The 14,514-nt window shown below is 61.2% G+C and carries 10 protein-coding genes; 6 read left to right on the forward strand and 4 right to left on the reverse strand.

Going from position 1 to position 14,514, the window contains the following annotated elements; all coding sequences use genetic code 11:
• Window positions 1–23: 23 nt before the first annotated feature.
• From FJ404_07530 to FJ404_07540, 3 genes are all read right to left on the reverse strand, one after another.
• Window positions 24–764, reverse strand: coding sequence for a type II secretion system protein (locus FJ404_07530; GenBank protein MBM3822718.1), 741 nt, complete (start codon window positions 762–764; stop codon window positions 24–26).
• 602 nt (window positions 765–1,366) lie between these two features.
• On the reverse strand, window positions 1,367–3,388 hold the full coding sequence (locus tag FJ404_07535; protein MBM3822719.1) for a hypothetical protein: 2,022 nt from the start codon (window positions 3,386–3,388) through the stop codon (window positions 1,367–1,369).
• Between the two features lie 183 nt (window positions 3,389–3,571).
• Entirely contained in the window at window positions 3,572–4,279 is a 708-nt protein-coding gene (locus FJ404_07540; protein MBM3822720.1) for a sigma-70 family RNA polymerase sigma factor, read from the reverse strand.
• Window positions 4,280–4,486: 207 nt separating this feature from the next.
• Between FJ404_07540 and FJ404_07545 the strand changes: the two genes are divergently transcribed.
• The 6 genes from FJ404_07545 (at window position 4,487) to FJ404_07570 (ending at window position 12,857) form a co-directional block, all read left to right on the forward strand.
• On the forward strand, window positions 4,487–5,743 hold the full coding sequence (locus tag FJ404_07545; protein ID MBM3822721.1) for a dicarboxylate/amino acid:cation symporter: 1,257 nt from the start codon (window positions 4,487–4,489) through the stop codon (window positions 5,741–5,743).
• A 13-nt stretch (window positions 5,744–5,756) separates the two neighbouring features.
• Complete coding sequence (locus FJ404_07550; protein ID MBM3822722.1) at window positions 5,757–6,659, forward strand: EamA family transporter; 903 nt, start codon at window positions 5,757–5,759, stop codon at window positions 6,657–6,659.
• A gap of 190 nt (window positions 6,660–6,849) precedes the next feature.
• Window positions 6,850–7,035 (forward strand): hypothetical protein, encoded by a 186-nt coding sequence (locus FJ404_07555; protein ID MBM3822723.1) that lies wholly within the window; start codon window positions 6,850–6,852, stop codon window positions 7,033–7,035.
• Between the two features lie 7 nt (window positions 7,036–7,042).
• Window positions 7,043–8,383, forward strand: a complete 1,341-nt coding sequence (locus FJ404_07560; protein ID MBM3822724.1) for a DUF1501 domain-containing protein — start codon at window positions 7,043–7,045, stop codon at window positions 8,381–8,383.
• Window positions 8,384–8,401: 18 nt separating this feature from the next.
• A complete protein-coding gene (locus FJ404_07565; GenBank protein MBM3822725.1) occupies window positions 8,402–10,093 on the forward strand; it encodes a hypothetical protein in 1,692 nt (563 codons plus the stop codon).
• Window positions 10,094–10,748: 655 nt separating this feature from the next.
• Entirely contained in the window at window positions 10,749–12,857 is a 2,109-nt protein-coding gene (locus FJ404_07570; GenBank protein MBM3822726.1) for a c-type cytochrome, read from the forward strand.
• Window positions 12,858–13,035: 178 nt separating this feature from the next.
• Here the strand turns inward: FJ404_07570 and FJ404_07575 are convergent, their stop codons facing one another.
• Complete coding sequence (locus FJ404_07575; GenBank protein MBM3822727.1) at window positions 13,036–14,442, reverse strand: DUF1501 domain-containing protein; 1,407 nt, start codon at window positions 14,440–14,442, stop codon at window positions 13,036–13,038.
• Window positions 14,443–14,514: the final 72 nt, after the last annotated feature.

Consider the following 14,514-nt stretch of genomic DNA (forward strand, 5'->3'; position numbering starts at 1 on the left):
AAGGGATGTTTCTGAAACCTTGATTACCACCAGGTGTAATTCGAGTCCGGAGGCGGTGACTGCTGCCAATTGACGTATTCCTTGGGGAAAATGTAGGCGACGACGTGGCCGTCGCCGAACAGCATGTTGTAAAAGCGTTTGCCCTTGTAATTGTGCCAGATGCTTTTCTTGTCGTTGACGTCGCGAGAACCATTCCAATGCCAGTCCCCGGCCAGTATCTTGTTCGCGGGGCTGACGGCAAGTTCGGACCCTTTCAACGAGCGCGACTCCGGGGTTCCCTTGGCTGCGCGGGAATCGCCCGTAACCCGTTTGACCCGGTACCACTGCACACCCCACATCGTCATGTAGCTGTTGCCCCAGCCGTCCCAGCAAGTCTTGGCTTGCGGCCAGTAGGAATCGCCTTTGTCCGCCGGACAATGAAACGCTTCGGCGGCCGGCACGTAAACGTTTAGAGGACGATTCGTTTCGGGTGAGGAACGGATGTCGGCGTAGCGCCAGGGCCAGGGCCCCTGGTTGCCTTGAATCCTTCCGCCGAGTGATGCCCAGTCGGCATGGACCGGAAAGGTGTCCTCGTGATCGTCGGCATACATCTGAAAGCCGAGTCCGATTTGCCTCACGTTATTGGCGCACTTGGTTTGTTGGGCTTTGGCTTTGGACCGGCTGAGCGCGGGGAGCAGCATGCCGGCCAGCACGGCAATGATGGCGATCACGACCAGGAGCTCGATCAAGGTGAAGCCCGCGCGCCTTGTCGGGGGGGAATGCATCTCTGCTGCATACGCTTAGCTACCCCGCGGGTCAAGCGTTCGGGGGCGTAGGCAATTTGTCCGCCGGAGCGCGGCGTTTACGTCGCATCCGGGTGTATGTGCATGCGGGCAGGGCGCGTTCGAGGTGGTTGGTTTCGTGCGAGGAGGAACGATTGCACCCATAGCGGGCGGCGTGCCGAGAGGGACTCGGCGGGGCGGGATTGAGCGACGCTGAAGCGCCGTGAACGGCGCGGTCCGGCGGAGGAGCGCGGCTGTATCCGAAGGATCAGCCGCAGCAACGTTGCCTGGCATAAGCTCGTCGATTGTTCTTCCCGCGTTGAAAGCGCGACCCGCTGCGGCTGGCTTTCAGCACAGCCGCGCTCCGAATGCGTCCTTCTTGCGAGCAGGACGAAGGCCACGATTTGGAGCATGACCGCACGGTGGGAGGGACTCGGCGCGTGCGGATTGGCGGGGGCGGAAGCGCCGTGAACGGCGCGGTCCGGGGGCGGAGCAAGCTCGATTTCGCCAAGCCAACGGCGGACCCATTTTCCACCGGACGAGAAGCTTCACCCCAAGTCTCTCATCCGCCGATGCTTGTCCACCGTTGGCTTGACGAAACCCGTTTACTCGACCGTGATGGCCACCAGAAACGGAGCTGCGACTCTCATGGCGCTGACGAAATCGATTGAAGCAATTTCCACCCCGGGACGCGGGTTTTCGTAGGTTCGCTTCCAAAGGCTGAGACGATGGCTGACGGACATTCCTACGGGCGATTTGCTTTTCCAGGCGCGCGTCGCGTGTTTCAACCGGTCCGGTTCGGACTTGGTAAACCACCATTCATCGAGATCCTCGCCAATCACCATGGGCAACTCAGCCTGCTGCCCGTCGGCAAAATGCAACACGTAACGGCCGACGGATGTGCGTTTCGATTTCTCACCTCCGGCGAATTGCGCCGCGTGCAGCATGTGCAACCGGCGGCAGCCCTGACGAATCGGGATGCCGGTCACGCTCGGAGGGTAGCTTCGGACATAGTACGAATGGGCGCTGTTCAACTGAATCAATCCGCGCAAATCGAACGTCACGCCTTCGATGGTTTGAGTTCCCATGGGCAGTTCCGAAAAATCCACGTTGGAAAAGTCATGGCCGCCTCTCTTCAATAATTGGTTGTAGAAAGGTTCGAGATCGATCTGCCTCGCGGTGGCGGCGTCATCGCGACGGGGAACCGACAGGCGTGGGTCCAATCGTGTCCATTCCGCGGGCAACCTTTCCATGGGCTCGAGGTTCCAGAGTTTTCCATAGCCGCCCCCGCCGACGATCGCACTTCCGTTCGGCAAGAAAGCGAAGCCGTTGATGTAACGTTCCCCCCATTGGGGGACAAGGGTGGGGGTGACGGGCTCGCCTGTCTCCGCGTCCCGAACGGAAAGGCCCTCCGATCCCGCCGCGGCGATGAAACGACCGTCAAGACTGTAGCCAGTGCGGGGGTTGCGTCCACCGGAAGGGGTTGCGTGTAAGAGGGTGCCGCTGGCCACGTCCCATACTCGGACGAAACCGTCCATCCAACCTGTCACCATGCGGGTTCCGTCGGGGCTGAATCCGCTGAAACTAACCTCTCCGAAGCGCGGGAACCGATGGAGCAATCGTCCGTCTTCGAGGTCCCACAGAGTGAGGTCGCCGGTTTTCCAACAGGCGGCCATGAGTTTCTTGCCATCCGGTGAGATGGCTCCATGCCCGCCGGGACCGTCGAGTTGAAGCGGATGGTCCTGCGGCTCCATCTTTTCCGGGTCCCATCGCTTGGCGCTACCATCGGCGGCCAGCGTGACCACGAATCTGGCTTTGGGGTGGCTGAGGACAAAATTGACGGGACCGTTGTGAGCGTTGGTCCATGTCCGCAACAGCCGGCCCTCGGGCACGGACCACACCCGGACGACGCCATGGTCATCGCCCGAAAAAACTCGTTCTCCGTTGGGGGAAAACGCGCCGTAAAGCGTGTTTTCCTCTTGAACCAAAGGATGTTCGAGGAAGGGTGTCACTGGTTTGGCGGTGGCGATTTCATAGACGCGCGCCAGGCCGTTGCGTCCCATGGCGAGCACGCGATTGCCCGTGGGATCGACTTGGATGCGGTAAAGGCCGGCGCGGCTGGACGGATGCAGAGGAAAATCGTCCATCGCCGCTTCGCCCGTTGACGCGTCGTAGATGGCCAGTTGGCCGTCGCCCCCGCCAATGTCGAGAAGGATGTTGGAGGGCTTGATGTCGCGGTGGATGACGCCGTGTTGATGGGCGTAAGCGACGGCATCGGCGAGGGTGCGGCCTTCGACGAACTCCATGCTGAAGTAGTGTTGACCTTCGAACTCGCCCACATCGTGAATGGTGACAATGGCAGGGTGGCGCAGCGACGCGGCGGCGGCGGCTTCACGCTTAAACCGTTCGATGGCGCTTTCGCTGGCGAATTGGCCTAACAGCAGCATTTTGACCGCGACCGTTCGACGCAGGCTGAGTTGCTGGGCGCGCCAGACCACGCCCATGCCCCCATGGGCGATTTCCTCGATCAATTCGTAATCGCCAAAGATCCTTCCTTTCGATGCAACACTTTGGTCTTCAGGCTTTTCAGTATTTGTTTTGGATGGATCATCATCTTCCGAAAGCAAGCCAGCGAGGGCTCAACGAGGACAGCGAACGGCCGAGGAGATGCGGTCGAAGGAGGCACCGCATTGAGGGCAGATTCCTTTGGACGATGGAGCACTCATCGGGGAGTGCTACAGGAAAATCGGAGGAAGGTTGCGCGATTCAGGAAAAAAAACTAAAATTTTTGCATCAACTGGAGAACCTCTTCATCGACTTGGGACGGATTCTCGACCGTTTGGGCAATTTCGGACCGGAGAATTTCGCGAAATCGCCGGCGCAGGCGATGGGTGGTGGACTTGATGCCGACGACGATGACGTTCATGGTCCGGGCGATGTCGGTGTAGGGGATGCTGGTCGGGTCGCCCCACAGGTGCGGTTCGAGCGCGTCGAACAATTCGGTCCGGCCCGAAATCAGGAATTCGGCGCGCAGCCGGTGTAAGACGACTTCGATGGAGGCGGGAAGCCCAGCGCCGTTCGTAGAGTTTGTCGGGAGGTTCCTCGGAGGCGGGAATTTCGAACAACCTTTCTTCCTCGGACTGTTGTGCTTCGAGGGAGATGATTTCCTTGCCGCCCCCGCGCTTCGCCGCCTGCCGGAACTCGTGTTCGTTGCGCAGAAAATTCTGCATGGCACCGAGCAGAAACGTGCGAAATCGTCCCCGGGCCGGATCCGCCTGCGCGATGCGATTGTTCTCCAGCAACCGTTGGAAGAAGGATTGAGTGAGGTCACGCGCGTCCTCGGGGCTCCGACCGCACCGACGGACGTAGGCGTAGAGGGGGGGGCAATAGGAAGTGCAAAGACGTTCGAGCGCGGCCATGGCGGTGGAAGAGCCATCCAATCCGACCGAAAGAATCACGCTCCAATGGGTTGTTGAGAAAACCCCGGGCAATGTGTCCCTGGCCGCAGGGGGTGCCATGCCGAGACGATAGCAAGGCCCGGGATTTTGGCCATCCTTAAACGCGGTGGACTCTCACGGATTCACGGATCGGCACGAAAGCATGTCTTTGCCCCGATCGAGGCGGTACGCATCCCCGACAACCTGCGGATGACCCCGGCCTCAACGGGGTGGGAATCTTTCGATCCTTGTCCTGCCCTCGAACCTTCGGCCACACTGCACGGACTTATGTGGAATCTGCTCCGTCGCGTGTCATTGACCCAGTGGATCATGTTTTCCATGGTGGCCGGCGTCGCGGTGGGATGGCTCTTGCCCGCGGAATCCCAGCATCTCAAGGTGCTTTCCAGCCTCTTCCTCAAGATGATCAAGTGCATTCTGGTGCCCTTGGTTTTCGCCACCCTGGTCGTGGGGATCGCCGGGCATTGCGATGATCTCAAGACCGTGGGACGGTTGGCGTTTCGCTCGATTTTTTACTTCGAGGTTGTGACGACACTGGCCCTGGTGATTGGGTTGGCGGCCGTCAATTTGTCGAAACCCGGAGTAGGGCTGACCTTGCCGGCAGCCGGAAGCGCCGGCGACAAGGTGTCCGCGACCAAGGTGACGTTGTCAGGAATTCTGGATCATGTCGTTCCGCGCAGTTTCTTCGAAGCCGCGGCGGCCAACGACGTGCTCCAAATCGTCTTTTTCTCGATTCTTTTCGCCATTGCCCTGGTGCAAGTGCCCAAGGCGGCGCGGGAGCCCATGCTGCGCTTTTGCGAATCGCTCATGGAAGTCATGTTCAAGTTTACGGGGCTGGTCATGAAGTTTGCTCCGATCGGCATCGGAGCCGCCATGGCCTACACGGTGGGTCATAGCGGCCTGGGAGTGCTCGCCAATCTCGCGAAGTTGATCCTGACCCTCTACGTCGCGTTGATTGTTTTTTGCGTGCTGGTGCTTTGGCCCGCGGCGCGGTGGGCGCGTGTGCCCGTCCTGGATTTCTTGAAAGCCATCAAGGAGCCCGCTTTGCTCGCGTTTTCAACCACTTCGTCGGACGCGGCCATGCCGGACGCGATGAAGCGAATGACCGAATTCGGCGTGCCCCGGCGGATCGTGTCGTTTGTCATGCCCCTGGGTTATTCGTTCAATCTGGACGGCTCGACCCTTTACCTGGCTGTCGCCTCCGTGTTTGTAGCGCAGGCCGCCGGGGTGGAACTTTCGCTGGGACAGCAATTGACGATGATGTTGATGCTGATGCTGACGAGCAAGGGGATGGCGGGGATTCCTCGCGCCTCCCAGGTCATTCTGGCCGGCACCCTGGTCAGCTTCGATCTGCCCCTGGAAGGGGTGTTGCTGATCATCGGCGTGGACGAACTCATGGATATGGCCCGCACGACGGTGAATCTGGTTGGCAATTGTCTGGCCACGGCCGTAGTCGGACGGTGGGAAGGGGAGTATCCCCCCGTTCATTTGTCCAGGAGTGAGCCCGGTGCCGGCGGGGCTTCCTGAACCTGTTGTTTCCATGACGGAAGCTTTCGTGGCCACCGGGCTCTTCGCGATTTCGATCGTGTGTGCCAGCCGTTCCACGCGCGCTCTGGGTGGAATCAAGGCGAACGTCATTCGCATTTCCATTTCGACCCTTCTGCTTGGCGTTTGGGCATTTACTCTTGGAGGAGGTTTTGATGGACCGGCCCGATGGCTTTTCTTTGTCAGCGGTTGTGTCGGTTATGGTGTGGGCGATATGGCGCTTTATCTTGCGCTGCCGACCTTGGGTTCCCGCTTGAGCATGGTCCTTGTGCACTGCCTTGCGGCGCCTTTTGCCGCGCTGTCGGAGTGGATCTGGCTGGGCACGCGATTGGGCGGAGTTGAGCTCGGCGCGGCGGCGCTGATTTTGGGAGGTGTTGCGGTGGCGTTGGCGCCGGAGAAGGGCGCCCCGGCCCATGGGAAAGATTTGGTGAACGGGATTATGCTCGGGGTCCTGGCGGCGGTCAGTCAGGGCATCGGCGCCGTGCTGAGCCGCAAGGCTTTCGCACTGGCCAGAGCCGAAGGCTGGAACATGGACGGCGGGACGGCGGCGTTTCAGCGCATCCTCGGCGGATTTCTAATCACGATGGTGGCCACCTGGGTGTTGACCCGGTATCAATCGAATTGGGGCCGGGCTCAATCCCGGGATGAAAAGGGATTGGACCGGGTTTGGCCGTGGGTCTTGGGCAACTGCCTGGCCGGTCCGATCCTCGGGGTCAGTTTCTTTCAATGGGCATTGAAATCGACGGCGAGCGGCATTGTTCTGCCCATCGTGGCGACGACACCTATTCTGGTGATACCCCTCGCGCGATGGCTTGAGGGGGATCGTCCGAGCCGCCGATCTCTCGCCGGAGGGGTCGTGGCGGTGGTGGGGGCCGTCTGGCTGGCGCTGAGTCGTTAAGATCAAGAAACCATGGAGTCTGGATGCCATGAGATCTTGAGTCCAAGGTGTAAAGGACCCGTGCGTACAACCGCCGGATTTGGAAAACCGAACGTCCAGGGGTGTGGAAGCGTGGTGGGGCGCCATCCTCCGCACCCGACCCAATGGGTGCCGACGTTTGGGTAAGCCGGTCTTTCAGCCGTGCATCCCGATGTTGCCGGTGATGCAGGTAGGGCGCGTCCGTCCCGGCGCGCCGTCGGAGCATGATGTTTTGCATCCCGTGGGCGGCGGGCTGGGACAGGCCCGCCCTACCAACAACCTCTGGATCCACCAGTTTTTCAGTAGCACGCGAACCAAGGCTTGCCGTGCGTATCCGGTTTTGCCACAATCTTCTTGAAGCCTAGATGTCCCGATTTACTCCCAACTGTGCAGGATTGGCCCGGCGAGATTTTATTCAACTGGGCTTGGGTGGCGCGCTCGGAGTGGGCTTGGCCGACCTGCTTCGGTTGCAAGCGGCTTCCGCCAAGACCGCATTGTCGTCGGGATCAAGTTCGCGTGTGAACTGCATCATGCTGTGGCTGGATGGAGGGCCTTCGCATCACGAGTCTTTCGATCCCAAGCCGGAAGCGCCTTCGGAGATCCGCGGAGAATTCAAGTCGATCCCGACCCGGGTGCCGGGCCTGCACTTCAGCGAAGTTTTTCCCAAGCTCGCCGGCGTGGCGGACAAGTTGACGATCGTGCGGTCCATTTGCCACAACGACCCAAACCATGGCGGGGGCAATCATTATTTGATGACCGGCATGCCCACGCCGGTGCCGGTGGCTTGCGGGGCGTCGGTGACGTTTCATCCCTCCTTCGGGTCGATGGTCTCTTATCAGCGAGGCGTGCGGGATGGGATCCCGGGTTACATTTCGATGCCGAAGCTTTCCCGCAGCGGAGGTCCGAATTTCTTGGGAGGGAAGCACTCGGCTTTCGTGATCAACGGCAATCCGAACGAAAAGAAATTTCAAGTGCGCGACGTCGTGCTGCCGACGGGCATCAGCGAGAGCCGGGCGGCCCGTCGACGCGAGTTGCGCTCGGCCCTGGACGGGATGAAGCGCTACACGGACAAGCTCGCGGATGATCCTGCCGTCACGTTCGACCAGTACTTGGCGCAGGGGGTCGATCTGGTTCTTTCCCCCAAGGCGCAAGCGGCCTTCGATTTGAACCGGGAGGACGAGAAACTGCGTGAACGGTATGGGCGCAATGATCTGGCTCAACGATTATTGCTGGCCCGCCGATTGGTGGAAGTCGGGGTCTCCTGGGTGACGGTCTATTACGACGGCTGGGATCATCACACGAAACTCTTCGAGGCTTTCAAAGGCGACAAGATCAAGCGCCTGGACCAGGGCATGACCGCGCTCTTGAGCGATCTCGACGAGCGCGGGTTGCTCGATTCCACCCTGGTCCTGGTCCTCGGCGAATTTGGCCGCACTCCGAAGGTCAACAAGGACGCGGGACGGGATCATTGGCCCCATGCCATGTCGGTGCTCGCCGCCGGCGCGGGCGTTCCTCGCGGGCACGTCGTGGGAGCGACCGACGCGAAGGGCGCCTACGCTTCCGAAAGCGTTTATCGGCCTGAAGACTTGGCGGCGACGATTTACACCAAGATGGGCATCGACCCCAATCTTGTGTTACACACCAACACGGGGCGTCCGGTTCAGTTGGTGACGCACGGGCGGGTTATCCCGGAATTGTTCACCTGAGCCCCGCGGGTGACGCGCGTGGAAACTCTGCTTCGAACGCGGCTCGCATCCCTGATGGCGGCGGGTTCCCTCTCCCTGGCTTTTTCAATCGAGGCCGCGCTTCCTGAGCTGGAACATTTTTTCCCCATCGTGGTGCGACCGGGCTCGACCCAGACGGTCACAGCCATCGGTAAGTTCAATCCCTGGCCGGTCGAGTTTTGGTCTCAGGATCCGGCCATTCAAATCCGCGCGTTGACGAATTCCGGATCGATCGAGGTATCGGTGCAGCCCGGCGTCCCGAACGGACCGCGACTCATCCGCGCCCGCAGCGCCGGAGGCGCGAGCGCTCCACGCATGTTGCTGGTCGAGGCGCGGGAGCATTGGCTCGAACGCGAGCCCAACGATGATGGACGCAGGTCCCAGGCGATCGACACATTGCCCGCGGCGCTGCAGGGCCGGTTGGACAAAGAAGGCGACGTCGATGTTTACCGGGTCCGGGTGGAAAAGGGCCGCACCTTGATCGCCCGTCTGCAGGGTTACGTCCTGGGATCATCGATGGATGCGGTGTTGAGGTTGGTCGACGAAAAGGGGTTTCAATTGGCCATCAACCACGACGACGGCAAGACTCTGGATCCGTTCTTGAGTTGGACGGCTTCCCGAAGCGAGACCGTCTTCGTGCAGGTTTTCGGTTTCAAGTATCCCGCGGATTCTTCGGTGCGTTTCTCGGGAGACTCCAAGAGTGTGTATCGATTGGAGATCACGGATGGGGTTTGGGTGGAGCATTTGCTGCCCCTGGGTGTGAATGCCAGCGCGGCGGCGGACGTGGTGGCGGTCGGCTGGAACTTTTCTCCCGGCGGCGCGAAGATCAAGGTGGATCCTTCGATGTGGCTGTCCTGCCGGGACGGGCACGCCAACCTGGATCTGCCTCTTGCAATGAATACGCTGACCGTGCCTGTGGGACGTGGGCCGGAGTGGATGGAGACCACGTTGCCGCGGGAGGCTCCACGCGCGCCGTTCGCGATCACGGGCGAATTGACTCAGCCCGGCGAGCAGGACCGGTGGCCCTTGCGGGCTGGCAAGGGCGAGCGTTTGTTGCTTCGGGCTCAATCCGCTCGATTCGGTTTTCCGCTTGATCCCTGGTTGAAAGTGTTCGACGCCGCAGGGAAACAGTTGGCTCACACGGATGACGCGGACAGTTTGGATGCCCAACTGGATTGGGTGGTTCCGGAGGATGGCGAGTACGCGATTGTCGTGGGAGGACTTCTCCAAAGGGGCGGGTCGGAATGCCGTTACCGCCTCAGTGTGGAGCCCGTGGAGCCCGGGTTGAAGCTTTCGGTCGCGGAGCACCAGGTGGTGGTGGAGGTCGGTAAGACGAATTCATTAAGAGTCACCGCATCGAGGCTCTATGGGTTTACCAACAAAGTGGAGTTGCGATGGGAGGGTGGGAGAGAGGGTTTGCAGGTTGCTCCGGTTGCCGTGCCGGAAAATGGGGGAGAGATGGAGTTGAAGTTCGTGCCGGAGTTGACGGCGTCGTTACGAAGCGAGGCGATCAGGCTGGAAGCCGTCGAACTCGACGGGGGTCGACGGTTTCCGGTTCGGTATTGGATGACGACCACCGGGATCAACAATGGAGTGCCCAATGGCTACCATACGATGCTGGTGGAATCGACGGACCAATTGTGGCTGGCCGTGACGCGTCCGCCCACGAATGCGGTGGCCGCCAAGCCTTAACGATGCCGTGGGAAATGGGGATCGGGGGCAGCGGTTCGTGTGCAGCGACGGATTCGGGAATCGATCGACGAAAGCCTCGAGAGCGTCCGAGAGTCTCCATGTCTGGCGCGGTCGTGGACCATCTATACTAACCAATGCGACCGAGTCACAAGTGTGTTCCGTACGGAACATGCAATTGGTTCACCCTCCATCTCGGAGATTCCTCGAACGTCGCCGTCTCTCGCGCCCACCGTGAGGCCGAAGCGGCTCCGACGGGTTCACTGCTATCTTCGCGTCCTTTGCGTGAGGAAAAGCAAGATGTCTCACCCCAAATCCGCAACGGCCGCAAAGGAAACCAGGGCACTCGCCAACCGGCAAACCTGGAGATGATTCGAGATCTCTGTCCCCAGGGAACTTCTCTCCCGCGAACCACCAGGTGCGATGAGACCGCGATGCTGGCAGCGGTTCGTGTGCTGCGACGGGTTCGGGAACCGATCGACGAAATCCTCTCCTCAGCGGTCATCACCCGGATTTCTGATCCCCTTGTCCGGGGTTTTGAATCGAGTCAATCCGATGGACAAGACGATCGCTCAGACTCTAAAAGGCAGGGGTGCACCCACTCTCGCTTCAGATGATTTCCAAGACTGCGGCGTTAGGGCTGCTCTGTCGGATCCTGATGACGTCGATCCCTGGCGTTGTCGCCGCGGGGGATTCCGGCAGTGCCCCACCCTCCAAAGCATCGCGCGACGCCGACTGGCCCGTTTATCTCGGGAACAAGGAGCGAAGCCTCTATTCCACTCTGCAGCAGATTCATCGAACCAATGTGGCTCAATTAAAGGTCGCATGGACCTATGACACCGGGGAGAAGGGCGAGTATCAGGCGAACAATCTCATCATTCGGGGCGTGCTCTACACGGCGACCCCAAGCCGGCGCATCATTGCTTTGGAGGCGGCCACGGGCCGCGAGCTTTGGATTTGGAATCCTTCCTCGGAAAAACCAGGCAGCGCCGGGGCGCGACAACGCGGCCTCGTCTATTGGGAGAATGCATCCGGCGGCGAACAGCGACTGCTAACTGCCGCAGGCCCCTATCTGTTTGCTCTCGATCCGAAGTCCGGCACGCTGATCCGCGATTTCGGCCAGAATGGGTCGGTTCGACTCGGGGCGTCCATCGATCCCCAGAATCCACCGAACGTCAGTCTGAACACGCCCGGGATCATACATAAGGATCTGTTGATCCTGGGCGGCGTGGGCGGACCGGGAGCCGTCCGGGCGCTGGACGTCCGCACCGGCGAGCGGCGCTGGATCTTTCATCTGATTCCCCGCCCGGGCGAGTTCGGCCACGACACTTGGCCGCCGGAAGCTTACAAGACGGCCACCGGCCTGATGCCGTGGCCGGGCCAGTCCCTCGACGAGAAGCGAGGGATTGTCTATGTCGCCACCAAGACCGCTGAACCCGATTTCTACGGCGGGGAACGCCACGGCATGAATCTTTTCGCCAATTGCCTCGTGGCGCTGGACGCTGCCACCGGAAAACGCTTGTGGCACTTCCAAATCGTCCATCACGACCTGCTCGACAAGGATCTCCCTTGTCCGCCTGTTTTGCTGACCGTGACGCATCGCGGCCGGAAAATCGACGCGGTGGCTCAAGGAACGAAACACGGCCTGCTCTTTGTTTTCAATCGCGTGACAGGAGAACCGCTTTGGCCTGTCGAGGAACGCGCGGTGCCGCAGTCCACGCTTCGTGGCGAGCAGTCCTGGCCGACCCAGCCGTTCCCGACCATGCCCCCTCCGCTCATGCGGCAGCAATACACGGAGGCCGAGGTGTCGAATATCTCGCCTGAGACCGAAATCATGACGCGCGATCGGATTCGGGCTTCGCCGAATTTTGGACCGTTCCCGGCGCCGAGTCTGAACGAGACCATCATGTTTCCTGGTTTCGACGGCGGCATGGAATGGGGCGGCGGGGCGGCGGACCCTGAGGGCAACTACTACGTCAACATCAATGAAATGCCCTGGATCCTGCAAATGGTCGAAACCCGGCATGCGGATGGATCTCCGCTGGCACGCGGGGAGCGGGAATACATGCTTTATTGTGCGGCCTGTCATGGGCTGGACAAGACGGGCAATCTGGCAGGTGGTTTCCCGCCGCTCATCGATGTGATCAAGCGACGCCCTCGCGATCAAATCGCCTTGATCACCAAACAGGGCGCCGGGCGCATGCCTGCGTTCGATATGATCCCGGAATTGCAGCGTGAAGCGATTCTCGATTACGTCCTCGGCGAATCGCCCGCCCCGGCGCCTCAAGGTGCCGAAGCGGCGGCGGCCGCGAAGAAGAAAGGTCCGGAGTACGCCTTCGGCGGTTTTCGTCGCTGGCTTGATCCCAGTGGATATCCCGCGATTCGACCGCCGTGGGGGACCTTGAATGCCGTGGACCTGAATACCGGCCAGATCAAATGGAAGGTGCCGCTGGGCGAGTACCGCGAACTCACCGCGCGTGGCATTCCGCCCACGGGCACGGAAAACTACGGGGGTCCCGTCGTCACCGCGGGTGGGCTCCTGTTCATCGGAGCCAGCGCCGACGAAACCATGCGTGCCTTTGATACCAGAACAGGAAACGTTCTCTGGCAGGCGTCACTGCCGTTTAGTGGCAACGCCACGCCGAGCACTTACATGGTCCAAGGACGCCAGTTTGTCGTGATTTCAGCGGGTGGCGGCAAATCAGGACGGCCGGCTGGCGGTCATCTCGTGGCCTTTGCCCTGCCGGAGCCGTTGACTCGACCTTAGCCCGGAAATTTCATCCTTGTTTCGCGACCGGGAATTTCCGGGCGCGGTTCGATCTAATCCGCAATGCTGAAACTTGATGGGGGACGTTTCCCAACCCCGTTGAGTGTGAAAGATGCGGGTGAGCTTCGGCTTCGCGTCGGGCACGTGTGATGGATTGCGTTTGGGGTGGAAACCAGACTCACACCAATCCCCGAATCGGTTCTCCTCGCGTCATCGCCTCGACGACGCGCTGGGGGATGCCCGGCATCAGCCGGACCTCGCCGATGTCCAGCAGCGTGTGCATGATGGTGGCGAGCAAGTCTTTCATCGTCACCGCGTCCGACGCCGGTTCGCCGCCGTCGCGCGAGGACTGGCCGATGACGCGGCCCATCTTCAACCCGCCGCCGTAGAGGAGGAGCGGAGCGAGATTGCCCCAGTGATCGCGTCCGCCGTGCTTGTTGATGGCCGGCGTGCGGCCCATCTCGCCGCAACAGACCAGCAGGATTTTTTCGCTCAGGCCGCGCGCCTCGACATCCTCGATGAACGCCGACACCGCGTGGTCGAACGGCCTGCCGACATACTCCATGCCCACGGTCATCGGAGCGTTGTTTTCATCGGCGTGCATGTCCCAGATGAAGCTGGTGGTGACGGTGACGAAGCCCACGCCGCGCTCGCACAGCCGACGGGCCAGGAGCAACTGACGGCCGAGCGTGAGCGCGTTCGTGGCGTAGTGATCGATGTTCTTCCACTGTGGGCTGATGCGCTCGCGCGGCAGGAGCGGTGCGGTGTCGTAACGTTCGACGAGACGCGGGTCTTCGCGAGACCAATCGAAGGCGTCGGACACCCCGCGGTGCAGGGCGTCGAAGGCCTGTTGCTGGTAGGCGCTGAAGCCCTCGACCGCGCCACGGGCGTCAGCCCAGCGCTTCCAGTCGTCGAGCGCGCCGAGCAAAGCGCGGCGGTCGTGGAAGCGGCCTTCCGGAAGATTCAGCCGCATGTCCCCCTGCAGTCCCGCGCCCGAGCCGGGCACGAACGGAGCCAAGGTGCGGCTGAGTTCGCCTGTGCCCTCGAAGTTGCCGAATTCGGTCACCGCCGCCTGCGCCTTCGGGTCCACGGAGCGCGGGAACAGGGTGACGTTCGTCGGCATCGCGGTGTCGCGGCGCGACAGTCCGGCGATGCTGGAGTAAAGCGAACCCATGTTGGCGCGCAGTGTGTCCGCGCCGAGGACCGGTTTGATGTCGTGGTTTCCGTCGCCGGTGACGAAGGAGCGGACGATGCTGAACTTGTGTGCGAGCCGGGCCAGTTGGGTGAAGGTGCTGCCAAAGGTGACGCCGGGGAGAGTCGTCTTGATCTCACCCGTGGCGCTGCGGATGGTCGAGGGCGCGTCCATCTTGGGATCGAACGTCTCGAACTGGGACGGTCCGCCATGCATGAAGAGGAAGATGACCGAGCGATCCTTGAGAGGGGAGGTCTTCGCCGCGGCGGTGGCCGCACGGGTGGCGAACCAATCGCCCAAGGTCAATCCACCCAACCCAAGCCCGCCCGCGCGCAGGAACTGGCGTCGACGCCAGCGGCCCGCCTGACGGAAGTGATCTTGGAACGTCAGCATGGCGGATAAGCTGTGGTTGGCTCCGATATGAGGCCAGAACGGGAGTTCGGCAGCAAGGCGTTTTCCAGCGTT

It is taken from the genome of Verrucomicrobiota bacterium (assembly GCA_016871495.1).
In the GTDB taxonomy this organism is placed as follows: domain Bacteria; phylum Verrucomicrobiota; class Verrucomicrobiia; order Limisphaerales; family VHDF01; genus VHDF01.

What these genes read in the sequence shown, in the direction of transcription:
- FJ404_07575 (MBM3822727.1), bottom strand. Translation starts at nt 14,442, where the DNA reads ATGCTGACGTTCCAAGATCACTTCCGTCAGGCGGGCCGCTGGCGTCGA.
- FJ404_07550 (MBM3822722.1), top strand. Translation starts at nt 5,757, where the DNA reads ATGACGGAAGCTTTCGTGGCCACCGGGCTCTTCGCGATTTCGATCGTG.
- FJ404_07530 (MBM3822718.1), bottom strand. Translation starts at nt 764, where the DNA reads ATGCATTCCCCCCCGACAAGGCGCGCGGGCTTCACCTTGATCGAGCTC.
- FJ404_07545 (MBM3822721.1), top strand. Translation starts at nt 4,487, where the DNA reads ATGTGGAATCTGCTCCGTCGCGTGTCATTGACCCAGTGGATCATGTTT.
- FJ404_07540 (MBM3822720.1), bottom strand. Translation starts at nt 4,279, where the DNA reads ATGGCACCCCCTGCGGCCAGGGACACATTGCCCGGGGTTTTCTCAACA.
- FJ404_07555 (MBM3822723.1), top strand. Translation starts at nt 6,850, where the DNA reads ATGTTGCCGGTGATGCAGGTAGGGCGCGTCCGTCCCGGCGCGCCGTCG.
- FJ404_07560 (MBM3822724.1), top strand. Translation starts at nt 7,043, where the DNA reads ATGTCCCGATTTACTCCCAACTGTGCAGGATTGGCCCGGCGAGATTTT.
- FJ404_07570 (MBM3822726.1), top strand. Translation starts at nt 10,749, where the DNA reads ATGACGTCGATCCCTGGCGTTGTCGCCGCGGGGGATTCCGGCAGTGCC.